28 protein-coding genes and 1 pseudogene are annotated in these 20676 nt (G+C 58.7%); 3 read left to right on the top strand and 26 right to left on the bottom strand.

Annotated elements, in window-relative coordinates; genetic code table 11:
* Nucleotides 1-30: 30 nt before the first annotated feature.
* The 26 genes and pseudogenes from secY to rpsL form a co-directional block, all read right to left on the bottom strand.
* Nucleotides 31-1395 (bottom strand): preprotein translocase subunit SecY, encoded by a 1365-nt coding sequence (gene secY / locus I5L03_RS06385; protein WP_197920920.1) that lies wholly within the window; start codon nt 1393-1395, stop codon nt 31-33.
* A gap of 107 nt (nt 1396-1502) precedes the next feature.
* Nucleotides 1503-2027: a 50S ribosomal protein L15 gene (rplO, locus tag I5L03_RS06380; protein WP_197920919.1), complete on the bottom strand. Its 525-nt coding sequence runs from the start codon at nt 2025-2027 to the stop codon at nt 1503-1505.
* A gap of 100 nt (nt 2028-2127) precedes the next feature.
* Entirely contained in the window at nt 2128-2316 is a 189-nt protein-coding gene (rpmD, locus tag I5L03_RS06375; RefSeq protein ID WP_197920918.1) for a 50S ribosomal protein L30, read from the bottom strand.
* A gap of 5 nt (nt 2317-2321) precedes the next feature.
* The gene (gene rpsE / locus I5L03_RS13440) at nt 2322-3155 is read right to left on the bottom strand and encodes a 30S ribosomal protein S5 (protein ID WP_234035114.1); all 834 of its coding nucleotides are present in this window, start codon (nt 3153-3155) and stop codon (nt 2322-2324) included.
* Entirely contained in the window at nt 3155-3499 is a 345-nt protein-coding gene (gene rplR / locus I5L03_RS06365; protein WP_197920917.1) for a 50S ribosomal protein L18, read from the bottom strand. Before rplR ends, rpsE begins: the two co-directional genes overlap by 1 nt.
* A gap of 1 nt (nt 3500) precedes the next feature.
* On the bottom strand, nt 3501-4034 hold the full coding sequence (rplF, locus tag I5L03_RS06360) for a 50S ribosomal protein L6 (protein WP_197920916.1): 534 nt from the start codon (nt 4032-4034) through the stop codon (nt 3501-3503).
* Nucleotides 4034-4429: a 30S ribosomal protein S8 gene (gene rpsH / locus I5L03_RS06355; protein WP_197920915.1), complete on the bottom strand. Its 396-nt coding sequence runs from the start codon at nt 4427-4429 to the stop codon at nt 4034-4036. Before rpsH ends, rplF begins: the two co-directional genes overlap by 1 nt.
* Before the next feature lie 11 nt (nt 4430-4440).
* Nucleotides 4441-4746: a 30S ribosomal protein S14 gene (gene rpsN, locus I5L03_RS06350; RefSeq protein WP_197920914.1), complete on the bottom strand. Its 306-nt coding sequence runs from the start codon at nt 4744-4746 to the stop codon at nt 4441-4443.
* 25 nt (nt 4747-4771) lie between these two features.
* Nucleotides 4772-5353, bottom strand: a complete 582-nt coding sequence (rplE, locus tag I5L03_RS06345; protein WP_197920913.1) for a 50S ribosomal protein L5 — start codon at nt 5351-5353, stop codon at nt 4772-4774.
* Nucleotides 5346-5666, bottom strand: coding sequence for a 50S ribosomal protein L24 (rplX, locus tag I5L03_RS06340; RefSeq protein ID WP_197920912.1), 321 nt, complete (start codon nt 5664-5666; stop codon nt 5346-5348). Before rplX ends, rplE begins: the two co-directional genes overlap by 8 nt.
* Complete coding sequence (gene rplN / locus I5L03_RS06335) at nt 5666-6034, bottom strand: 50S ribosomal protein L14 (protein ID WP_197920911.1); 369 nt, start codon at nt 6032-6034, stop codon at nt 5666-5668. Before rplN ends, rplX begins: the two co-directional genes overlap by 1 nt.
* 182 nt (nt 6035-6216) lie before the next feature.
* Nucleotides 6217-6498 (bottom strand): annotated as a pseudogene (gene rpsQ / locus I5L03_RS06330) (30S ribosomal protein S17); the annotation flags it as partial.
* Nucleotides 6499-6508: 10 nt separating this feature from the next.
* Nucleotides 6509-6727, bottom strand: coding sequence for a 50S ribosomal protein L29 (rpmC, locus tag I5L03_RS06325; protein WP_197920909.1), 219 nt, complete (start codon nt 6725-6727; stop codon nt 6509-6511).
* Nucleotides 6727-7164 (bottom strand): 50S ribosomal protein L16, encoded by a 438-nt coding sequence (gene rplP, locus I5L03_RS06320; protein ID WP_197920908.1) that lies wholly within the window; start codon nt 7162-7164, stop codon nt 6727-6729. Before rplP ends, rpmC begins: the two co-directional genes overlap by 1 nt.
* Before the next feature lie 14 nt (nt 7165-7178).
* A complete protein-coding gene (gene rpsC / locus I5L03_RS06315; protein ID WP_197920907.1) occupies nt 7179-7874 on the bottom strand; it encodes a 30S ribosomal protein S3 in 696 nt (231 codons plus the stop codon).
* Nucleotides 7874-8251, bottom strand: a complete 378-nt coding sequence (gene rplV, locus I5L03_RS06310) for a 50S ribosomal protein L22 (protein WP_197920906.1) — start codon at nt 8249-8251, stop codon at nt 7874-7876. Before rplV ends, rpsC begins: the two co-directional genes overlap by 1 nt.
* The gene (gene rpsS, locus I5L03_RS06305; protein ID WP_197920905.1) at nt 8251-8526 is read right to left on the bottom strand and encodes a 30S ribosomal protein S19; all 276 of its coding nucleotides are present in this window, start codon (nt 8524-8526) and stop codon (nt 8251-8253) included. Before rpsS ends, rplV begins: the two co-directional genes overlap by 1 nt.
* Nucleotides 8527-8532: 6 nt before the next feature.
* Complete coding sequence (gene rplB / locus I5L03_RS06300; protein ID WP_197920904.1) at nt 8533-9369, bottom strand: 50S ribosomal protein L2; 837 nt, start codon at nt 9367-9369, stop codon at nt 8533-8535.
* A 4-nt stretch (nt 9370-9373) separates the two neighbouring features.
* On the bottom strand, nt 9374-9685 hold the full coding sequence (locus tag I5L03_RS06295) for a 50S ribosomal protein L23 (RefSeq protein WP_197920903.1): 312 nt from the start codon (nt 9683-9685) through the stop codon (nt 9374-9376).
* Nucleotides 9678-10313 carry a 50S ribosomal protein L4 gene (gene rplD, locus I5L03_RS06290; protein ID WP_197920902.1) on the bottom strand — a complete coding sequence of 212 codons (636 nt, stop codon included), beginning with the start codon at nt 10311-10313 and terminating at the stop codon, nt 9678-9680. The genes I5L03_RS06295 and rplD overlap by 8 nt, the downstream gene beginning before the upstream one ends.
* A gap of 4 nt (nt 10314-10317) precedes the next feature.
* Nucleotides 10318-11181 carry a 50S ribosomal protein L3 gene (gene rplC, locus I5L03_RS06285; protein ID WP_197921478.1) on the bottom strand — a complete coding sequence of 288 codons (864 nt, stop codon included), beginning with the start codon at nt 11179-11181 and terminating at the stop codon, nt 10318-10320.
* 272 nt (nt 11182-11453) lie between these two features.
* On the bottom strand, nt 11454-11765 hold the full coding sequence (gene rpsJ, locus I5L03_RS06280) for a 30S ribosomal protein S10 (RefSeq protein WP_010234663.1): 312 nt from the start codon (nt 11763-11765) through the stop codon (nt 11454-11456).
* A gap of 324 nt (nt 11766-12089) precedes the next feature.
* Entirely contained in the window at nt 12090-13280 is a 1191-nt protein-coding gene (gene tuf / locus I5L03_RS06275; protein WP_197920901.1) for an elongation factor Tu, read from the bottom strand.
* Nucleotides 13281-13374: 94 nt separating this feature from the next.
* On the bottom strand, nt 13375-15510 hold the full coding sequence (gene fusA, locus I5L03_RS06270; protein ID WP_197920900.1) for an elongation factor G: 2136 nt from the start codon (nt 15508-15510) through the stop codon (nt 13375-13377).
* Nucleotides 15511-15639: 129 nt separating this feature from the next.
* Entirely contained in the window at nt 15640-16110 is a 471-nt protein-coding gene (gene rpsG, locus I5L03_RS06265) for a 30S ribosomal protein S7 (RefSeq protein ID WP_197920899.1), read from the bottom strand.
* Between the two features lie 277 nt (nt 16111-16387).
* Complete coding sequence (gene rpsL / locus I5L03_RS06260) at nt 16388-16759, bottom strand: 30S ribosomal protein S12 (RefSeq protein ID WP_197920898.1); 372 nt, start codon at nt 16757-16759, stop codon at nt 16388-16390.
* Between the two features lie 481 nt (nt 16760-17240).
* On the opposite strand from rpsL, the gene I5L03_RS06255 reads away from it, so the two are divergent.
* The 3 genes from I5L03_RS06255 (at nt 17241) to I5L03_RS06245 (ending at nt 20505) form a co-directional block, all read left to right on the top strand.
* Nucleotides 17241-18671 (top strand): hypothetical protein, encoded by a 1431-nt coding sequence (locus I5L03_RS06255; RefSeq protein ID WP_197920897.1) that lies wholly within the window; start codon nt 17241-17243, stop codon nt 18669-18671.
* 26 nt (nt 18672-18697) lie between these two features.
* Entirely contained in the window at nt 18698-19183 is a 486-nt protein-coding gene (locus I5L03_RS06250) for a hypothetical protein (RefSeq protein WP_197920896.1), read from the top strand.
* Between the two features lie 689 nt (nt 19184-19872).
* On the top strand, nt 19873-20505 hold the full coding sequence (locus I5L03_RS06245; RefSeq protein ID WP_197920895.1) for a hypothetical protein: 633 nt from the start codon (nt 19873-19875) through the stop codon (nt 20503-20505).
* Nucleotides 20506-20676: the final 171 nt, after the last annotated feature.

Below are 20676 nucleotides of genomic sequence, written 5' to 3'. Positions count from 1 at the left end.
ATCCCTGTTGCTTGGACGAACAGGGCTAGCCTAGCGCATCCGTCCCTTCAACTTAGCCTTTTTGATGAGATCACCATATTGGTGGGCAAGAAGGTGGGACTGGATCTGGCTGATCGTATCGACCGTAACGTTCACCACAATCAGCAGGCTGGTACCGCCAAGGAACAGCGGCAGGCCGGTCTGGGCGATACCCCATTCGGGAATAACGCAGACTGCGGTCAGGTAGATCGCGCCGACCACGGTGATGCGGCTGAGCACATAGTCGAGATAATCGGCGGTGCGCTTGCCCGGGCGGATGCCAGGAATAAAGCCACCCTGCTTCTTGAGGTTCTCAGCGGTGTCTTCCGGATTGAAGACGACAGCGGTGTAGAAGAAGCAGAAGAAGATGATCCCAAGACCGTACAGCAGCATGTAGAGCGGCTGCCCATGCGCCAGGTACTGGTTCAGCGTCTGGATGATGCTGCCACCGGTGCTGGTCGTGTCGATCGAGTTACCGGCAAACTGCGTGATCGTTAGCGGCAGCAGCAGCAGCGAGCTAGCGAAGATCGGCGGAATCACACCGGCAGTGTTGAGCTTCAGAGGCAGGTGCGAACGGTCTGCCTGCATCCCGCCGCGCTGCGTGGCGCGCTTGGGATACTGGATCAGCAGGCGGCGCTGTGCACGCTCGAAGAAACAGATCACTAGGATCAAGATGATCAACATGATCACAAGGCCGACGATGAGCCCGCTGCTGATGGAGCCCGAACGGCCACCTTCGAAAAGGTTAGCCGTAAAGGTCGGGAACTGGGCAACGATGCCCGCCATGATGATAAGCGAAACGCCATTGCCGATGCCGCGCGCGGTGATCTGCTCACCCAGCCACAGCAAGAACATGGTGCCGCCGACAAGGTTGATGACAGCCACGACCTTGAACATGATGCCGGGGTTTACGACAGCCTGCAGGCCGCTTTGCGCGCCGTAGGCTTCGAGGCCGGAAGCGAGGAACCAGCCCTGGATCGCGCACAGGAAAACTGTACCGTAACGGGTGTACTGGTTGAGCTTCTTGCGCCCAGCTTCGCCTTCCTTCTTCAACGCCATCAGGCTGGGGTGAAGCGAGGATGCGAGCTGCACGACGATCGAGGCCGTAATATACGGCATCACACCAAGCGCGATGAGGCTCATACGCTCCAGCGATCCGCCGGAGAACATGTTGAACATGTCGAGAATGCCGCCGCGCGTCTGATCGTAAAGGGTCTCCAGAATCATCGGATTCACGCCGGGAAGCGGCACGAAGCTGAGGAAACGGAAAACGATCAGTGCACCGATGGTGAACCAGATGCGCTGCTTGAGCTCGGTCGCTTTCGAGAAATTGGAGAAGCTGAGCGAGCTTGCGATATTATCGGCGCGTGAAGCCATGAGAAATCTTTCAGATCCTGGTCAAGACGCCGGTCCCTCCCGGCTCAGGAAGGCTAGATAGGGACGCGCAGGCCCGATGTCGAACCCGCGCTTCCCAAATTTCGAATTTATCCGGCTTTCTTAGCCTTGTTGGCCTCGCGACGCTCGGCCTTCTTTTCGTGCTCGGGCTTGCCCTTGTCGATCACTTCGACCTTGCCGCCAGCCTTTTCGACTGCGGCGACAGCACCCTTGGATGCACCGGCAACCTTGAAAGTCAGCTTGGCAGAGAATTCACCCTTGCCCAGCAGACGAACGCCGTCCTTGCCACCGCGCGCAACGCCAGCAGCCTTCAGGGCTTCGTGATCGATCGTGCCCTTGGCATCGAGCTTTTTGTCGTCGACAAGGCGCTGCACCTGGCCAAGGTTCACTTCGGCATACTCCTTGCCGAACGGATTGTTGAAGCCGCGCTTCGGAAGGCGCATGTGGAGCGGCATCTGGCCGCCTTCGAAGCCCTTGATGGCAACGCCCGAACGGCTCTTCTGGCCCTTCTGACCACGGCCACCGGTCTTGCCCTTGCCCGAGCCGATGCCGCGTCCGACGCGGGTACGGTCCTGGCGGGCGCCTTTGTTGTCGCGGATTTCATTCAGTTTCATAATATGCACTCGCTTTCGCTGTTTTCGCGCTGATAAAAAGGAATTGCCCGCTAACCGAGCGGACCACCACCGTCAAATTGTTTTGCGGAGGTTGAAGGCGTTAGCCCTCAACGATCTCCACCATGTGCGGCACCTTCTTAATGGCGCCGCGCACTTCCGGGGTGTCCTGCAGTTCGACAACCTTGTGCATCTTGTTCAGCCCGAGGCCGATCAGGATCTTGCGCTGGTTTTCAGGACGGCGGATCGGCGAACCGATCTGCTTGATCTTGATTGTTTTCTTGTCAGCCATCTGAATTACTCCGCGATAGCTTCAGCGTCGGCCTGGGCCTCGGCTTCGCTCGCACCACCACGGCCGAGAAGGTCTGCAACCTTCTTGCCGCGACGCTGAGCCACAGCCTTCGGAGAAGACTGGTTGGTCAGGCCATCGAATGTGGCGCGGATCATGTTGTAGGGGTTGGACGTACCGACCGACTTGGTCACCACGTCTGCCACGCCAAGCGCTTCGAACACGGCACGCATCGGACCACCGGCGATGATACCGGTACCCGGAGGTGCCGAGCGAACGACCACGCGGCCTGCGCCAAAGTGGCCCTTGCCATCATGGTGAAGCGTGCGGCCTTCCTTCAGCGGAACGCGGATCATTTTCTTCTTTGCAGCAGCAGTCGCCTTGTTAATGGCTTCCGGCACTTCGCGCGCCTTGCCGTGGCCGAAGCCGACGCGGCCCTTGCCGTCACCAACCACAACCAGTGCAGCAAAACCGAAGCGCTTACCGCCCTTCACCACCTTGGCAACGCGGTTGATGTGGACGAGCTTTTCAATCAGCTCTTCGCCATCATCATCGCCGCGACCGCCACGGCGATCGTCACGACCGCGACCACGACCACGACCACCGTCACGGCCACCGCCGCGGTTGTTGTCGCGACCACCGCGCTGACGCGGACGGCCTTCTGCGCCCTGCGCAGCCGACTGGTTGGCAGCAGCTTCGCTTTCACCCGTAACGCTAGGCGTCGGGGTCGAGCCGTCGATGTTTTCTTGCACCTGGGCAGCGGCCTTAGCAGCGGCCACTTCCGGCGTTTCCTTGACGGTGTCCGCCTTGGTTTCTTCGTTTTTGGTTTCGTCAGCCATCATCAGAACTCCAGCCCGCCTTCGCGAGCGGCATCGGCCAGCGCTTTCACGCGGCCATGGAACAGGAACCCGCCGCGATCAAACACGACAGTGGTCACGCCAGCCTTCTTGGCGGCGGCGGCGATGTCCTTGCCCACCTTGGCAGCGGCATCGACATTGGCGCCCGAAGACTTCTCGCCCAGCGTATTTGCTGCGGCGACGGTCTTGCCGTCCTTGTCATCGATGATCTGCGCATAGATGTGCTTGCCGGTGCGGTGCACGGACAAACGCGGCTTGTCGCCCGAACGCTTGCGAAGCGCGGTCCGCACGCGGCGGCGACGACGTTCAAAGAGAGAGAGCTTTGCCATCTTACTTCTTCTTCCCTTCCTTGCGGAAGATGTACTCGCCGCGATACTTCACACCCTTGCCCTTGTAAGGCTCAGGCTTGCGCCATTCGCGGATCTCGGCAGCGAACTGACCGACCTTCTGCTTATCGATACCCGAAATCTCGACCGTGGTCTGATCGGGGGTCTTGACGTCAATGCCTTCCGGAACATCGAGGTCGATGTCGTGCGAGAAGCCTAGCTGAAGCTTGAGCTTCTTGCCCTGGGCCTGCGCACGGTAACCAACGCCGTTGATTTCCAGCACCTTGGTGAATCCTTCGGTCACACCGTCGACCAGGTTCTGAACGAGCGTGCGCTGCATGCCCCAGAACTGACGCGCCTTCTGCGTCTTGTTGATCGGGTTGACCTGGATTTCGCCGTCTTCGATCTTGTATTCGATCAGGTCGAACTGGCTCATGCTAAGCTCGCCCTTGGGGCCCTTAACGCTCAGCACGCCGTTTTCGGTCTTGGCGGTCACTCCGCTGGGAAGCGCCACCGGCTTTTTGCCAATGCGGCTCATCAGAACACCTCCGCAAGCACTTCGCCGCCGACATTATCGTTGCGTGCTTCGATATCCGAAAGCACGCCCTTCGGCGTCGAGACGATGGTGATGCCAAGGCCGTTGCGGATAGTCGGAAGCTCTTTCGAACCCGAATAGACCCGGCGACCCGGCTTGGAGACGCGGGCGATGTGCTTGATTGCAGGCTCGCCCTCGAAATACTTCAGTTCAATCCGCAGGGCGGGGTGCTTGCCCGAAGCATCTTCGCTGTAGCCACGGATGTAGCCTTCGCGCTGGAGCACTTCGAGAACGTTTGCACGCAGCTTGCTGGCGGGCGAGAGGACGGAGTCCTTCTTTGCCTGCTGGCCGTTGCGGATGCGGGTGAGCATATCACCCAGGGGATCGGTCATAGCCATTGTCTAATTCCTCACCAGCTCGACTTGGTCACACCCGGGATCAGGCCCTTGTTGGCCAGATCGCGGAGCTCGATGCGGTTAAGCCCGAACTTGCGGTAATAGCCGCGCGGACGGCCGGTGGTGTTGCAGCGGTTGCGAACGCGCGTCGGGTTCGCATTGCGGGGCAGTTCAGCCATCTTCAGGCGCGCGATCAGACGCTCTGAATCGTCGAGCGATTCATCGTCTGCGATTGCCTTCAGCTTGGCATATTTGCCAGCATACTTCTTGACGAGAGCCTTACGCTTCTCGTTCTTGTTGATGGAACTCAGTTTCGCCATTGGACTTAAGCTCTCCTGCAGCGGCTTACGCCGCTTCCTTTTCTTCATCGGCCTTTTCAGCCGGGAACGGGAAACCGAAGAGACGCAGCAGTTCGCGTGCTTCTTCATCGGTCTTGGCGGTGGTGGTGACGATCACGTCCATGCCACGCACCGTGTCGATCTGGTCGTAGCTGATCTCCGGAAAGATGATCTGCTCTTTAATGCCCATGGCGTAGTTGCCATTGCCATCAAACGACTTTGCATTGAGACCACGGAAATCGCGAATACGCGGCATCGCGATGGTCACAAGACGGTCCAGGAATTCATACATGCGGTCACGGCGCAGGTTCACCTTGCAACCGATCGGCATGCCGTCGCGCAGCTTGAACTGGGCGATCGACTTCTTGGCCTTGGTGATCACCGGCTTCTGGCCAGCGATCTTTTCCATTTCCGCAGCAGCAGTCTGGACTTTCTTCTTATCCTGGCTGGCTTCGCCCACACCCATGTTGAGCGTGATCTTTTCCAGCTTCGGAACTTCAAGGTGATTTTTATAACCGAACTTGTCGGTCATCGCCTTGACGATTTCATCGTTATACTTCTGCTTAAGGCGAGGCGTGTAATCAGCCATCGATAGTCTCCCCGGACTTCACAGCAACGCGCACCTTCTTGCCGTCCTTTTCTTCGAAACGGACGCGGGTGGGCTTGCCATCCTTAGGATCGGCAATCGCAACCTTGGCGATGTGCAGCGGAGCGGGAATGCGATCGATGCCACCCTGCGGGTTGGCCTGGCTCGGCTTGCGGTGGCGGGTCATCACATTGACGCCTTCCACGAGAACCTTGCCTTCTTTCGGCATGACCTGCTGGACGGTGCCGGTGACACCCTTGTCCTTGCCGGACAGCACGACGACCGTATCGCCCTTCTTGATCTTAGCGGACGCCATCACAGCACCTCCGGAGCAAGCGAGATGATCTTCATGAAGCCCTTGCCGCGCAGTTCACGCACAACCGGGCCAAAGATACGAGTGCCGATCGGCTCCTCGGTCTTGTTCACGAGGACAGCAGCATTGCTGTCAAAACGGATCACGCTGCCGTCAGGACGACGAACGTCCTTGCGGGTGCGCACGATCACCGCGCGGTGAACGTCACCCTTTTTGACACGGGCGCGTGGCTGGGCTTCCTTCACGGAAACCACGATCACGTCCCCGACACTCGCAGTACGACGCTTCGAGCCACCCAGCACTTTGATGCACTGGACGCGCTTGGCGCCGCTATTGTCTGCGACGTCGAGATTGGATTGCATCTGGATCATTGATCCGGTTCCTTCTCATTGGCTTGCCAGAACCAGTCTGGCAGTTCCTAACGTCTGCTTCCCGCTGATGCGGAAAACGAATTGCTAACTTAGGCTTCGGCGTCCTCGGTGGTCGCTTCTTCCTTCTTCGCCTTGGCGGGCTTCTGCGGAGCTTTCTTCTCCTCAGGAGCGCCGGTCGGCGTTGCTTCGGCTACGTCGAGGTCGGCGGCAATGGCCTGACCCTTGCTGGCGACGAGACGGTCCTTCACCGTCCAGGTCTTCGTCTTGGAGATCGGTTTGGTCTCCTCGATACGAACCTTGTCACCAACGACGTACTCGTTCTTCTCGTCGTGCGCGTGATACTTCTTCGAACGCTTGATGATCTTGCCGTAAAGCGGGTGCTTCACGCGGCGTTCGACCAGCACGGTCACGGTCTTGTCGGTCTTGTCGGAGGAGACAATACCGGTCAGGATACGCTTCGGCATCGTAAGCTCCTTAAGCCTTTGCTGCTTCGCGGGCGCGTTCGCCCTGAAGCGTCTTGATCTGCGCGATCTGGCGGCGGACTTCCTTCACGCGGGCAGAACCCTCGAGCTGGTTGGTCGCGGCCTGGAAACGCAGGTTGAACTGCTCTTTCTTGAGCATGACGAGCTGCTCTGCGAGCTGATCGTCAGTCTTCGTACGAAGGTCTTCCATAGTGGACGTTGTCTTCGCCATTACTTGTTCCCTCCGAGGTGCGAGGTATCACCCAGGCGGGCGATAACCTTGGTCTTGATCGGCAGCTTCATCGCAGCGCGGCTGAAGGCTTCGGCGGCCAGCGGGCCGGGAACGCCATCAAGCTCGAACAATACGCGGCCCGGCTTTACGCGAGCAGCCCAGAATTCGACCGAACCCTTACCTTTACCCTGACGGACTTCGGCAGGCTTCTTCGACACCGGAACATCGGGGAACACGCGGATCCACAGACGGCCCTGACGGCGGATGTGGCGCGTGATCGCACGACGTGCAGCTTCGATCTGACGTGCAGTAATACGCTCCGGCTCCAGGGCCTTCAGGCCATAGGAGCCAAAATTCAGCTCGGTTCCGCCCTTGGCATTGCCATGGATCTTGCCTTTGAAGGCTTTACGAAACTTGGTTTTCTTCGGTTGCAGCATGTTATCTACTCACCTCAACGTGCCGGGCGGACGCCGGACGTCTGCGATTCCATCATCAGGCGATCCTGCGAGGTCGGATCGTGACCCAGGATTTCACCTTTGAAGACCCACACCTTGATGCCGATGATGCCATAAGCAGTCAGTGCTTCGGCTTCGGCATAATCGATGTTGGCGCGCAGGGTGTGCAGCGGCACACGGCCTTCACGGTACTGTTCGACACGGGCGATTTCCGCACCGCCAAGACGGCCGCCACACATGATCTTGATGCCTTCAGCACCAAGGCGCATGGCCGACTGCATGGCGCGCTTCATCGCGCGGCGGAACGCCACACGGCGAACCAGCTGATCCGCGATGCCCTGAGCGACGAGCTTGGCGTCGATTTCCGGCTTGCGGATTTCGACGATATTCAGCTTCACTTCGCTGTCCGTCATCGTGGCGAGCTTGGCGCGCAGCTTTTCAATGTCTGCACCCTTCTTGCCGATGATGACGCCGGGGCGCGCAGCATAAATCGAAACGCGGCAAAGCTTTGCCGGACGCTCGATCACCACCTTTGAAATCGCTGCCTGCGGCAGGCTCGTGGTGATGTGCTTGCGGATCTCGATGTCTTCCTTGAGCAGCTTCGCATAGTCGCCGCCTTCGGCGTACCAGCGGCTGTCCCAGGTACGGTTGATCTGCAGGCGCAGGCCAATCGGATTGCTCTTATGACCCATTACGCTTCCTCCTGCTCGCGCACGACGATCCGGAGCCGGCTGAACGGCTTCAGGATGCGCGTGGACTTGCCACGGCCGCGCGTTGCGAACCGCTTCATCGTGATCGACTTGCCGACGCTGGCTTCAGCGACGACGAGTGCGTCCACGTCGAGATCGTGGTTGTTTTCTGCATTGGCGATAGCCGATGCGAGAACCTTGCTGGCGTCACGAGCCATGGCACGCTTGCTGAAGGAGAGGATGTTCAATGCCTCTTCTGCCTTCTTGCCGCGGATCAGCGCAGCAACAAGGTTCAGCTTTTGCGCCGAACCACGGATCGTGGTGCCGACAGCCATTGCTTCGTTTTCGCCAACGCGACGGGGAGACTTTGCCTTGCCCATTATCGCTTACCCTTCTTGTCAGCAGCGTGACCCGGGAACGTGCGCGTGGGCGCAAATTCACCAAGCTTGTGGCCGACCATTTCCTCGTTGACCGAGACGGGGATGAACTTGTGACCGTTGTAGACGTTGAACGTCAGGCCAACGAAATCCGGCAGGATCGTAGAACGACGCGACCAGGTCTTGATCGGCTTCGTGCTGTTTGCTTCCTGCGCGTCCTGCGCCTTCTTCAGCAGGTGAAGATCGACGAACGGACCTTTCCAGACGGAACGTGCCATTGTCTCTTACCTCTTCTTCTTCGCGTGACGCGACCGGATGATCATCTTGTCGGTCTGCTTGTTCTTACGGGTACGGGCGCCCTTGGTCGGCTTGCCCCACGGGGTAACCGGATGACGGCCACCGCTGGTGCGGCCTTCACCACCACCGTGCGGGTGGTCGACCGGGTTTTTGGCGACACCACGCGTCAGCGGCTTGATGCCCATGTGACGGCGACGACCGGCCTTGCCCAGGTTCTGGTTCTGGTTGTCGGGGTTCGACACGGCGCCAACGGTGCCCATGCAGTCGGAGCGCAGGTAACGCTGCTCACCACTGTTCAAGCGCACGATGACCATGCCGCGGTCACGACCGACCAGCTGCACATAGGTGCCTGCCGAACGAGCGATCTGACCACCCTTGCCCGGCTTCATCTCCACATTGTGGCAGATGGTGCCGACCGGCATCTGACCCAGAAGCATGGCGTTGCCAGGCTTGGTGTCAGTCTTCTCGCCGGCGACAACCTTGTCACCAGGTGCGAGACGGTTCGGGGCGATGATATAGGCCAGTTCACCGTCGTCATACTTGATGAGCGCGATGAAAGCGGTGCGGTTGGGATCGTATTCGATCCGTTCCACAGTGCCTTCAACGTCCCACTTGCGACGCTTGAAGTCGATGAAGCGGTACTTCTGCTTGTTACCGCCGCCCTTGCCGCGCGAGGTAACATGGCCCTTGTTGTTACGGCCACCGGTCTTGGTCTTGCCCTGCGTGAGCGACTTGACCGGACCACCCTTGTGGAGGCCGGTTTTGTCGACGAGGACCAGGCCGCGACGGGCCGGGCTTGTCGGTTTATAGTTCTTCAGTGCCATCGGATCAGCCCACGCCTTCGGTGATGTCGATCGACTGGCCTTCAGCCAGCGTCACGATCGCTTTTTTCTGATCGGACCGCTTGTAGGGCTTGCCGCGCCAGCGCTTGGTCTTGCCCTTCATGACGATCGTGTTCACGCCGGTAACCTTCACGTCGAACAGCGCCTCGACCGCATCCTTGATCTGCGGCTTGGTGGCATCGTTCGCGACCTTGAAGACCACGGCATTGTTTTCGCTCAGCAACGTCGCCTTTTCGGTGATGTGCGGAGCGAGAATGACGTCGTAGTGACGCGCATCGGTTGCTTGCTTCTTAGCCATTGAAACGCGCCTCCAGCTTTTCGACAGCGTCGGTCGTGAGGACCAGCGTGTCGTGGTTGAGGATGTCGTAGACGTTCGCGCCAACGGCCGGCATCACATTGACGCCCGGCAGGTTACCGGCAGCCTTCTTGAAGCTGTCCGTCACTGCGTCACCGTCAATCACGAGAACCTTGCCGTTCCAGCCATTCTTGTCGAAGTGGCCTTTGAGCGCCTTGGTCTTGGCATCCTTCACGTCAAGGCTGTCAACGATCACGAGACCGTCCTTGGCCTTGCTCGAAAGAGCCATCTTGAGGCCGAGCGCGCGGATCTTCTTATTAAGCGACTGCTCGAAGTCACGCTTGCGTGCACCGTGAGCCTTACCACCGCCGATGAAGATCGGAGCCGAACGGGCACCGTGACGTGCGCCACCCGAACCCTTCTGCTTGCCAAACTTCTTACCGGTACGGGCAACGTCTGAACGCTCACGCGTCGGACGTGCGGTACCGCGACGGTTTTCCAGCTGCCACGTTACAACGCGGTGCAGGATATCGGCACGCGGCTCGACACCGAACACGGAGTCGTTGAGTTCAACCTCAGCGCCCTTGCCCGACACGGCCTTGCCGTCGATTTTCTGGACCTTCACCTTCATGGCGTTAGCCTTCCTCGTTCTTGGTGTTGGCATCGTCAGCCGGCGGAATGCCGCTTTCGGTGCCTGCACCCGCGTCCTGCTGAGCCGCCAGTTTCTTCTGGGTCTCAACATCGACTTCGGGGTTCACTTCGTGCTCTGCACCGCTCTCGACCAGGCCGGGAGCTGCATCTTCAGAAGCGGTTTCATCAGCGTTGCGACGCATCGCGCCGGGGAACGGAACGCCCTCGGGAAGCGGCAGCTTCACAGCGTCCTTCACCAGCAGCCAGCCATTCTTCGAACCGGGGACAGAGCCCTTCACGAAAATAAGGCCACGCTCGGAGTCCGTACGCACAACCTCGAGGTTCTGCTGCGTACGCTGACGATCGCCCATGTGACCGGCCATCTTCTTGTTCTTGAAGACCTTGCCCGGATCCTGGCGGTTACCCGTCGAACCGTGCGAACGGTGCGAGATGGAAACGCCGTGCGTTGCGCGCAGACCACCGAAGCCCCAACGCTTCATGGCGCCGGCAAAGCCCTTACCCACGGTGTGACCCGTGACATCGACCATCTGGCCAGCAATGAAGTGATCCGCCGTGATCGTCGCGCCGACAGGAAGGAGACCTTCCTCATTCTCGACACGGAATTCGGCGACCTTCTTCTTCAGGCCGACTTCAGCCTTGGCGAAAGCTTCGCGCTGCGGCTTGTTGACATTCTTGTGCTTGGCATCGCCCGCGCCGAGCTGGACGGAGAAATATCCATCACGCTCTGCAGTGCGATTGCCAGTGACCTGGCACCCTTCCAGCGAAAGAACGGTCACGGGAACGTGACGTCCATCCTCCTGAAACAGGCGGGTCATCCCGACTTTCTTTGCGATCACGCCTGTGCGCATCACGCGTACTCCTTCACAGAGGCACATGGAGGCCCATCCCCCAGGTGCATGTCAGCCCGAATTGTCGATACGTCGCCCCGTCCGGGCTGAATTGCTCAGGCAGCGAGCTGCGAGAGCGAGACGGGGGACGCAGGCCCGGATCAAAATTCCCGAAGGAACGTCCGGCGGTATCCCTATGTCTTGCCGATCCCGAAGGATGGCGGGGCTGTAGGAGCCCCTAATCTCTCTGACCGTTTAGGGTCCCGTCAGAAGGACCGGTCGAAATCTGCGGCTTAGGCCAACTTGATTTCGACGTTCACGCCAGCTGCCAGGTCGAGCTTCATCAGCGCGTCGACGGTCTGGGCGTTAGGCTGCACAATGTCGAGCAGCCGCTTATAGGTGCGCACCTCGAACTGCTCGCGCGACTTCTTGTCGATGTGCGGGCCGCGGTTCACGGTGAACTTCTCAATGCGCGTCGGAAGAGGAATGGGACCACGAATAAGAGCACCCGTACGACGGGCGGTGTCCGCGATCTCACCAGTTGCCTGGTCGAGCACGCGGTGATCGAAGGCCTTGAGGCGAATGCGAATATTCTGAGCGTCCATAATTCCAACTACCGATGCGAAAGAGCCAAAGGATCAAAGCCCGAAAGCCAAAACCCCAAAACAAAAAGGCCCGCCCCGCTGTGCCCGGTTTCCCGGAACGGGCGGCCTTCCCGTAAAATTCGTTACGAAAGAGACGAATCTCTTTCTGTTGGCGCGCATATACGGGGGACACCCCCATCTGACAACCCCCGAAATCCGGGATTTATGGTCAGACCGTTCACCAGTGTGGATGAACAGGAAATACGCTTCCAAAAAAAGGGCCCGGCACTCGAAATGAGTACCGGGCCACTTTTCAAATTCGCTGCACCAAAAGGTGCGGCTGAATTACTTGCTGATCTTGGCGACCACGCCCGAGCCGACGGTACGACCGCCTTCACGGATTGCGAAGCGCAGACCTTCGTCCATAGCGATCGGAGCGATCAGCTTGACGCTGATCGTGACGTTGTCGCCCGGCATCACCATTTCGGTGCCTTCGGGAAGGATCACTTCGCCGGTCACGTCAGTCGTACGGAAGTAGAACTGCGGACGGTAGTTGGCGAAGAACGGCGTGTGACGGCCACCTTCGTCCTTCGAAAGGACGTAGACTTCTGCACTGAACTCGGTGTGCGGCGTAACGGAACCCGGCTTCGCCAGAACCTGGCCACGCTCAACTTCTTCACGGCCAACACCGCGGATCAGGGCGCCGATGTTGTCGCCAGCCTGGCCCGAGTCGAGCAGCTTGCGGAACATTTCAACGCCGGTCACGGTCGTCTTGGTGGTGTCCTTGATGCCGACGATTTCGACTTCGTCGCCGACATTCACAACGCCGGTTTCAACACGGCCGGTCACAACCGTACCACGACCCGAAATCGAGAACACGTCTTCGATCGGCATCAGGAACGACTGGTCAACCGGGCGATCCGGCTGCGGGATGTGCTCGTCAACGGCCTTCATCAGCTCAACGATCGAGTTCTTGCCGATTTCGTCGTCACGACCTTCGAGAGCGGCCAGAGCCGAACCCTTGACGATGGCGATGTTGTCGCCGTCGAAGTCGTACGAGCTGAGCAGTTCGCGAACTTCCAGTTCGACGAGCTCGAGGATTTCCTCGTCGTCAACCTGGTCGACCTTGTTCATGTAAACAACCAGAGCCGGAACGCCGACCTGACGGGCAAGCAGGATGTGCTCGCGGGTCTGCGGCATCGGGCCGTCAGCAGCGTTCACAACCAGGATAGCGCCGTCCATCTGCGCAGCACCGGTGATCATGTTCTTCACATAGTCAGCGTGGCCCGGGCAATCGACATGCGCGTAGTGACGCGCGTCGGTTTCGTATTCCACGTGAGCGGTAGAGATGGTGATACCACGCTCGCGCTCTTCCGGAGCCTTGTCGATGTTTGCGAAATCGACAGCAGCACCGCCGTAGGTTTCAGCCATCACCTTGGTGATTGCAGCAGTCAGCGTGGTCTTGCCGTGGTCGACGTGACCGATGGTGCCGATGTTGCAGTGCGGCTTGTTCCGCTCAAATTTTTCCTTCGCCATTTTCTCAATAACCTCTGTTAGTCAAAATTGAATTTCACCGGGAGGGAAGCGGCACCCGTTGAATCAGGCGCCGCCCCTAAACGCTTGCTCTGTCTTAAGCAAGCTTCTCCTTGACCTCTTGCGCCACACTTGCCGGTACTTCGTCATAGTGGCTGAACTGCATGGTGTACTGCGCGCGTCCCTGGGTGAAGGAACGCAGCTCGTTCACGTAGCCGAACATATTGGCCAGCGGCACGAAGGCCTCGACAGCCTGTGCGTTGCCGCGGCTATCGGTGCCCTGGATCTGGCCACGGCGGGAGTTCATGTCGCCGATCACGTCGCCAAGGTAATCCTCGGGAGTGACGACTTCGACCTTCATGATCGGCTCGAGCAGCTTGATGCCGCCGCGTTCTGCCGCTTCACGCATCGCACCGCGACCCGTGATTTCGAAGGCCACCGTGCTGGAGTCGACGTCGTGATAGGCGCCGTCGATCAGGCGGATGGTGAAGTCGATGATCGGGAAGCCGACAAGATAGCCGCTTTCAGCCTGCTCGCGAACGCCCTTTTCAACCGACGGGATATATTCGCGCGGAATGTTACCGCCCTTGATCTCGTCTTCGAAAATGATGCCCTGACCGCGTTCACCCGGGGTCATGACCATCTTGGCGCGGCCGAACTGGCCCGAGCCACCCGACTGCTTCTTGTGGGTGTAATCGACTTCGATTTCACGGGCGAGCGATTCGCGATACGCCACCTGCGGCGCACCGACGTTTGCTTCGACCTTGAACTCGCGCTTCATACGATCGACGAGAATGTCGAGGTGAAGCTCGCCCATGCCCTTGATGATCGTCTGGCCCGATTCGTGATCGGTGCTGACGCGGAAGCTGGGATCTTCGGCAGCCAGGCGATTGAGCGCGACGCCCATCTTTTCCTGGTCGGCCTTGGTCTTCGGCTCCACCGACAGTTCGATAACCGGATCTGGGAATTCCATCCGCTCGAGAATGATCGGGTTGGACGGATCGCACAGCGTATCACCGGTCGTGGTTTCCTTCAGACCTGCGATTGCGACGATGTCGCCGGCGAATGCTTCTTCGATGTCCTCACGGTTATTGGAGTGCATCAGCAGCATGCGGCCGATCTTTTCCTTCTTGTCCTTTACCGAGTTCAGGACAGCGCCCTTGGAGAGCTTGCCCGAATAGATGCGGGTAAAGGTGAGCGAGCCGACGAACGGATCGTTCATGATTTTAAAGGCGAGAGCCGCGAAGGGCTCGTCATCCGAGGACGGACGGGTTTCTTCCTTGGCATCTTCGCCCGGCAGGACGCCCTTGATGGCTTCCACATCGACCGGCGACGGCATGTAATCGACAACAGCGTCCAGCAGCGGCTGCACACCCTTGTTCTTGAACGCCGAGCCGCACAGCACCGGCACGAAGTCGCGCGCCATGGTGCCCTTGCGGATAAGGCGCTTGAGCGTCGCCACATCGGGCACATCACCTTCGAGGTAAGCTTCCATCACATCGTCGTCCTGTTCGACGACGGTCTCGATCAGCTTCTCGCGATACTCGGCAGCCTTGTCTGCGAGATCAGCGGGGATCTCTTCATGCGAGTAGGTCGCACCCAGCTGCTCATTGTCCCAGACAATCGCACGGTTGCCGACGAGGTCGACAACACCCTGCAGATTGCTCTCGGCACCGATCGGGAGATACAAAACCAGCGGCGTTGCGCCGAGGCGGTCGATGATCGACTGCACGCAGTAGTAGAAGTCGGCACCGGTACGGTCCAACTTGTTGATGAAGCACATACGCGGGACGCGGTACTTGTCGGCCTGGCGCCAGACGGTTTCGGACTGCGGCTCAACTCCGGCCACGCCGTCGAAAACTGCCACAGCTCCGTCAAGCACGCGCAGCGAACGTTCGACTTCGATGGTGAAGTCCACGTGGCCCGGCGTGTCGATGATGTTGATGCGGTGCTTGGGCTGGTTCGCACGCAGATCTTCGGGCGAGGACATCACGTCCATCGTCGGATCTTCGGCGGTCCAGAAAGTCGTGGTCGCAGCAGACGTAATCGTGATCCCGCGCTCCTGCTCCTGCTCCATCCAGTCCATCGTCGCGGCACCATCGTGCACTTCGCCGATCTTGTAGGACTTGCCGGTGTAGTAGAGAATACGCTCGGTCGTGGTGGTCTTACCGGCATCGATGTGCGCCATGATGCCGATATTGCGATAGCGCTCCAGCGGATAGTCGCGGGCCATATTACAATTCCTTGGGTTGGGGGCGGACAATAACTCGCGCCCCATATAGTCGTAGATGTGACAGCTTGAAGGCCGGCCACCCGTCACTCACCGAAGAGAACGGGCAGCCCGCCTGCAATGTTCCGCCTGTTACCAGCGGTAATGGCTGAACGCGCGGTTCGCGTCGGCCATACGGTGCGTATCTTCGCGCTTTTTGACGGCGTTGCCACGGTTGTTGGCAGCATCCATCAGCTCAGCCGAGAGACGTGCGCTCATGGTGGTTTCGGCACGGCCGCGGGCAGCACCGATCAGCCAGCGAATGGCGAGCGCCTGGGCACGCTCGGGGCGAACCTCGACCGGCACCTGATACGTAGCACCACCCACACGGCGCGAGCGAACCTCGACCTGCGGCTTGATGTTGTTGAGCGCGTCATGGAACAGCGCAATCGGATCGGTCTTGGCCTTGGCTTCAACCGTGTCGAGCGCACTGTACACGATGCCCTCAGCAACGGCCTTCTTACCGTCCAGCATGAGGTTGTTCATGAACTTCGACAGAACCTGATCCTTGAACTTGGGATCAGGCAGGATTTCCCGCTTCTCGGGACGACGACGACGTGACATTCTTCTTAACTCCTTCGGAGTGCGGCTCCCCATCCGGGTCGCCTTGCGGTGCCAGCCCACTCCCCCACCCGGCCACCCAGGAGGATACCTTCGTAAGGTGTCCGGGTGGAGGAGCGTGCAGGCCCCGCGATTGAACTCTAACCTGTGTCGGTCCGTCTTCGATTGTTTCCGTTTCTTTGGCCAACCACCCGGCTTGGACTTCGGGTGGTTTGGGCCAAGAGACTAAAACGCGAGACGGGCCGGCACCGAGGTCAGGCGGATGCCTGACCGCACCAAATCATTTGGGCCGCTTTGCACCATACTTGGAGCGCGACTGCTTGCGGTCCTTCACACCCTGCGTGTCGAGCACGCCGCGCAGCACGTGGTAGCGCACACCGGGAAGGTCGCGCACACGGCCGCCGCGGATCAGCACCACGGAGTGTTCCTGGAGGTTGTGGCCTTCGCCCGGGATGTAGGCGATGATCTCGCGCTGGTTGGTCAGGCGGATCTTGGCCACCTTACGCAGAGCGGAGTTCGGCTTCTTCGGGGTCGTCGTGTAGACGCGGGTGCAAACACCACGCTTCTGCGGAGCGGACTGCATGGCTGCAGACTTGCTCTTCTTGACAATCGGCTTGCGCGGCTTGCGCACCAGCTGGTTAATAGTCGGCATAAATACTCTTCACCGTGTTTAGTGGGTTGGGGGAGCGCCCTGCCCGCCCGCGCGGACGCGGAAACGGTGGGATCAGCCCTTCACCCGTTGATGGCGCTACCGGCACCGGATGGAATGTATCGGGTTCGTGCGAAGGTGTGCCCCGCAGCAAGTGCGGACCAAGCGACCATTCGCGCGAGCCTGAAACGCTCCACCCGACGCGCTTGAGCACCGGGTTACTTTGGCGGCTGCCCCCAGCGTCTCCGCTGCAATAGAAAAGAGCCCCTCATCGAAAACGAGGAGCCCCGGGACGTAACCGGCAATGTTCAGCTCTATCTGACCGGGGCGATGCAGAGCACGCCTCGGATGGGCGCGCACTTAGTGAGGATTCGGGTGGGGGTCAAGGGACAGTGATGGCGGAGATTACGAAGTTGTAATAGCGAAGAATAGTGTAGGTCAAATATGCGCCATGGTAACGCCAACGATCAGCAAGGAATTCGGCATGGGAAAAATCTCCGACCCAAATTTATTTTCGGCGCAGTTTGGACTTGCCGCCGGCACGTTGGAGGCTGCAGGGCTTATTGATCCGTTTATTGAGGTCGATACTCCGCTGTTTATTGACCCGCTGTTGCTTGGCAAATCGGCATTTCCACAAATCAGTGACGACGGATTGAAAGAGTTCAAGGCCCACTTCGCAAGATTCGTTCGGCTATTAGCGTTATCAAAAGCGCCTAACGACGCTCCTTGGAAAGGAGCTAGATCAATGATTGATCTGTCCGAACCGCCAGCCAATGGTCTAGGCTATGGCACGACAGGTAGATCAGGCAGTTCAAGACCTGCCAAGATTAAGAATGCGATAATGAGAACTGCGTCCGAGGTGATCGGACTGGGCTCAAGAGACCCCGAGATGATTTCTCTAATGCCATTCTTCGAAGAAGATGTTGGACCAGATACAATTAGTGATTTCACTACGCACGTTATCACACCAGCTCTGGCCCAGATTACCAACGATTTTTGTATTGCGCACGGTGTGCCAATGGCAAAAAATGATCTTTGCCCTCAGATAAAATTGCCAATGTACAAAGATGGCTCAGGAGACGAAAAACCGCTCTTGCTTGTGCCGCAAGATATAGTCCGCGAATTGCCGATAGCGCGAAGTCCTCGCGATATCGAAAACTCGATCAATCACAACTCGGCTTATCGGGGCGAGGTGAACCAGTTTTTCAACGCCATGACTATGGCGACAGTTGAAGAGCGAAAGGAAGCCATTCGCCATTTTGCACTTTCGTCCAAGGATGCGTTTGAAGAATTTCTGGCGATGGTGAAGGAGTACAACTCTCACTACGACCCCAACGACGATGCTCTTGGCTACTATAAGATGCGTGACATCTTAGCTCGAGGCTTTTCTGGGATCACGTCTCCAAAACACTTTGATCTCAGCTCCGGACCTCAGGCCGTCAAAGCCGTAGCAATTGATGCACTAGAAGTTTTCAAGCATCATGTTGAAAATGGAAATCTCTGGGAAGAGCTTTGGATTGATGGGAAGCCCAAAAGGGAAAGGGCGGCCCAACTTTTGTTTTTCGCGATCGCTGACTCATTCTGCAAAGCCAACAATATCGATATCTCGCCAGAAGCGAACATGGGCGGTGGCCCTGTCGATTTTAAATTTTCGAACGGCTACAAATGCAGAGTAGTTGTCGAGATGAAGCGTTCTGGCGGCTCGGTAAAGCATGGGTATGAGCGGCAATTGGAAATCTACAAGAATGCAGCCCAAACGGAGATCGGAATCTTCGTGATTATGAACTTCGGCGATCTTGGGAAAAAGCTTACCCAGATAGAGTCCATCAAGACCTACAGAGAAGGTTTAGACAAACCAGCTTCCGACATTATCGTAATTGATGCCACTCAGAAGTTATCTGCGAGTAAGAGATAAGTTCTACCTTCTGAAGGATGAGAGCAATGGCCGATCCAGTAAGATCTAAAGAAGAGTATGATGCGGAACTTGCCTCCCTTGACGCCGCACACAATCAAAATGAGGCCCAGCGGGACTCATTTATTGGTTTGGCTCATACGGCTCTGTTTGCAGCTTCTATATCATTCGTCGCTGACTTGTTTCCATTGGGATCAGCGGCGCTTCTTTGGCTCGTAGTGATGGCTTGGCTTTCTAGTTGCTTTGGACTTCTTGCCCTCACACTCAGCTTCGTTGAATCCAGAAAGGCGATTGATGCAAGAAGACAGGCTCTAAATGACGAAGAACCGCCGCGCGCTTCTTGGCTCGAAGCACTAAATGCTGTAGCTTTATGGACTTTCCCAGTGAGCCTTCTCTCCATATTTGTATTCGCTTCTGTAAATCTGATGAGAGCAAATGACCAAGAAACCTTCCCCGAATTCGCCACCGAAACCACCAGGCCATGGGACATTCGGGGCTTCACCGTCGCCGCGTAGCCCAGCCTACAGTCCGCGACCGCAGCCAGGCACCGGCACCATGCCTGCCCCGAGAGCGCCAAAACCACCCCCGCCGCCGCCTAGCAAGAAGTAGGCGCCGTACTACGAGGCTATTGGCTTTCGAGAAGGAAAGACCAAGTGAAGAGTTAGTAGCGCACGATCTTGAAATGCTCCCATCAAACTCCATTTCGAGATCGAGAGTTCGACGAAGGAGAACTGGAAGCAGCACATAAAATCTGGCGTGTCTTGGTTCGCGTCTATGCTTGGTATCACCTTGTGTGAAATCAACTTGGGTTTCGGCCCAACTCTAAATGCGGAGGTGGATATGGACAAATTCAAGAACATGATCGCTATTGTGAAGCGCGCGGCTGTGTGGTTCTGAGCAATCAGAGGCGCGAACTAGATCACCAGACATACTGCGAAAGTTGTCCTGAGAAACGCCGTAAGGGGGAGGCTAAACCTCCCCCACCACACTGAACGTCCACCTTTCCTACAGCCCCAGCCCCCGCTTCATCCGCGCGCATGCTTGTTTGTTTAGCCTCAAGCGCCGGCGTTCACGTCCGCTCTCTTGGGTTCCGCCCTACTGCGCCGCCCGCGGTTGCGGGCTGTCGTCGGCCTTTGGTCGCCGAGACTTTCGCCGGATAGAAAACGCTTTCCTACAGTTCGGGTGCGTTGCTGGAACGTATCGCATGACTCGCGCAACACCCTCCCAAGCCACTTCCTACGTCACCGCACCCGCTGCCGAGCCGCTTGCGGAGGACGATCCTCTGCTCGGGTTCACCCCCGCCCCCCACACCCATCCGCGCAAGAATTCGATCACGGCGGACCGACAGCGTGCGTTTATCGCGCATCTGGCGGCCACCGGCATCGTCAAGCAGGCGGCGCGGCATATCGGGGCTTCGCTTGAGGCGCTGTACAAGCTGCGCCAGCGGCCGGGTGCGGAGGAGTTTGCGGCGGCCTGGGAGGCGGCGGTGGATCGCGGGGTTAGCCGATTAGAGGACTGCGCGCTCGCCCGGGCGATTGCGGGGGAGGAGCGGATGGTCGTCTCTTCGGGCAAGGTGCTCGGCACCGAAGTGCGTCATAACGAGGCGCTGGTGATGTTCTTCCTGAAGAATCGCCGGGCGGATCGGTATGGCAGTAATGGCGCGCTGGCGAATGTCGTGCCGGGGCATCCGCTCTACGAACGCATCCGCGAGGAGGTGAAGGCCGAACTGCGCGCCGAAGCCCGCGCACGCCGCCCGCAGGTCCTCGCCAGCCTCAACGCGAAGCTCGACAAAATGCGCGAACGGCGCGAGGCGGCGGAGAAGCTCATTTCTTCATGAAGCCGCATCCGCGGCTTCGTCCTCGGTGCTATTCGCTCCGGCGGGCTGCGTCCGCCTGCGCGGCACCTGCGGGTCGCGCCGTGCGCTCGGTCGGTCGCTTCGCGCCCGATCCCAGCACAACGGTCAAACGGTTCCGCGGAGCACGGGCGACCAGCCCGCAAGGCCGAACGG

Origin of the sequence: Aurantiacibacter sediminis (assembly GCF_016019885.1) — a bacterium.
GTDB lineage: Bacteria > Pseudomonadota > Alphaproteobacteria > Sphingomonadales > Sphingomonadaceae > Alteraurantiacibacter > Alteraurantiacibacter sediminis.
Note: the sequence above shows the minus strand (reverse complement) of the source record. Positions and strands in the feature narration are given on the sequence as shown.

Coding starts and splice junctions, on each gene's coding strand:
- rpmC (WP_197920909.1), bottom strand. CDS start 6,727: ATGGCGAAGACAACGTCCACTATGGAAGACCTTCGTACGAAGACTGAC.
- rplP (WP_197920908.1), bottom strand. CDS start 7,164: ATGCTGCAACCGAAGAAAACCAAGTTTCGTAAAGCCTTCAAAGGCAAG.
- rpsL (WP_197920898.1), bottom strand. CDS start 16,759: ATGCCGACTATTAACCAGCTGGTGCGCAAGCCGCGCAAGCCGATTGTC.
- rplD (WP_197920902.1), bottom strand. CDS start 10,313: ATGAAGGTGAAGGTCCAGAAAATCGACGGCAAGGCCGTGTCGGGCAAG.
- rpsE (WP_234035114.1), bottom strand. CDS start 3,155: ATGATGGCTGACGAAACCAAAAACGAAGAAACCAAGGCGGACACCGTC.
- I5L03_RS06250 (WP_197920896.1), top strand. CDS start 18,698: ATGGCCGATCCAGTAAGATCTAAAGAAGAGTATGATGCGGAACTTGCC.
- rplX (WP_197920912.1), bottom strand. CDS start 5,666: ATGGCGTCCGCTAAGATCAAGAAGGGCGATACGGTCGTCGTGCTGTCC.
- rplO (WP_197920919.1), bottom strand. CDS start 2,027: ATGAAACTGAATGAAATCCGCGACAACAAAGGCGCCCGCCAGGACCGT.
- rpsJ (WP_010234663.1), bottom strand. CDS start 11,765: ATGGACGCTCAGAATATTCGCATTCGCCTCAAGGCCTTCGATCACCGC.
- rplB (WP_197920904.1), bottom strand. CDS start 9,369: ATGGCACTGAAGAACTATAAACCGACAAGCCCGGCCCGTCGCGGCCTG.
- I5L03_RS06245 (WP_197920895.1), top strand. CDS start 19,873: ATGACTCGCGCAACACCCTCCCAAGCCACTTCCTACGTCACCGCACCC.
- rpmD (WP_197920918.1), bottom strand. CDS start 2,316: ATGGCTGACAAGAAAACAATCAAGATCAAGCAGATCGGTTCGCCGATC.
- rplC (WP_197921478.1), bottom strand. CDS start 11,181: ATGCGCACAGGCGTGATCGCAAAGAAAGTCGGGATGACCCGCCTGTTT.
- tuf (WP_197920901.1), bottom strand. CDS start 13,280: ATGGCGAAGGAAAAATTTGAGCGGAACAAGCCGCACTGCAACATCGGC.
- rplE (WP_197920913.1), bottom strand. CDS start 5,353: ATGGCTGATTACACGCCTCGCCTTAAGCAGAAGTATAACGATGAAATC.
- secY (WP_197920920.1), bottom strand. CDS start 1,395: ATGGCTTCACGCGCCGATAATATCGCAAGCTCGCTCAGCTTCTCCAAT.
- rpsS (WP_197920905.1), bottom strand. CDS start 8,526: ATGGCACGTTCCGTCTGGAAAGGTCCGTTCGTCGATCTTCACCTGCTG.
- I5L03_RS06255 (WP_197920897.1), top strand. CDS start 17,241: ATGGGAAAAATCTCCGACCCAAATTTATTTTCGGCGCAGTTTGGACTT.
- rpsN (WP_197920914.1), bottom strand. CDS start 4,746: ATGGCGAAACTGAGTTCCATCAACAAGAACGAGAAGCGTAAGGCTCTC.
- rplV (WP_197920906.1), bottom strand. CDS start 8,251: ATGGGCAAGGCAAAGTCTCCCCGTCGCGTTGGCGAAAACGAAGCAATG.
- rplF (WP_197920916.1), bottom strand. CDS start 4,034: ATGAGCCGCATTGGCAAAAAGCCGGTGGCGCTTCCCAGCGGAGTGACC.
- rpsC (WP_197920907.1), bottom strand. CDS start 7,874: ATGGGTCATAAGAGCAATCCGATTGGCCTGCGCCTGCAGATCAACCGT.
- rplN (WP_197920911.1), bottom strand. CDS start 6,034: ATGATCCAGATGCAATCCAATCTCGACGTCGCAGACAATAGCGGCGCC.
- I5L03_RS06295 (WP_197920903.1), bottom strand. CDS start 9,685: ATGGCTAAGAAGCAAGCAACCGATGCGCGTCACTACGACGTCATTCTC.
- rpsH (WP_197920915.1), bottom strand. CDS start 4,429: ATGGCTATGACCGATCCCCTGGGTGATATGCTCACCCGCATCCGCAAC.
- rpsG (WP_197920899.1), bottom strand. CDS start 16,110: ATGTCACGTCGTCGTCGTCCCGAGAAGCGGGAAATCCTGCCTGATCCC.
- rplR (WP_197920917.1), bottom strand. CDS start 3,499: ATGGCAAAGCTCTCTCTCTTTGAACGTCGTCGCCGCCGCGTGCGGACC.
- fusA (WP_197920900.1), bottom strand. CDS start 15,510: ATGGCCCGCGACTATCCGCTGGAGCGCTATCGCAATATCGGCATCATG.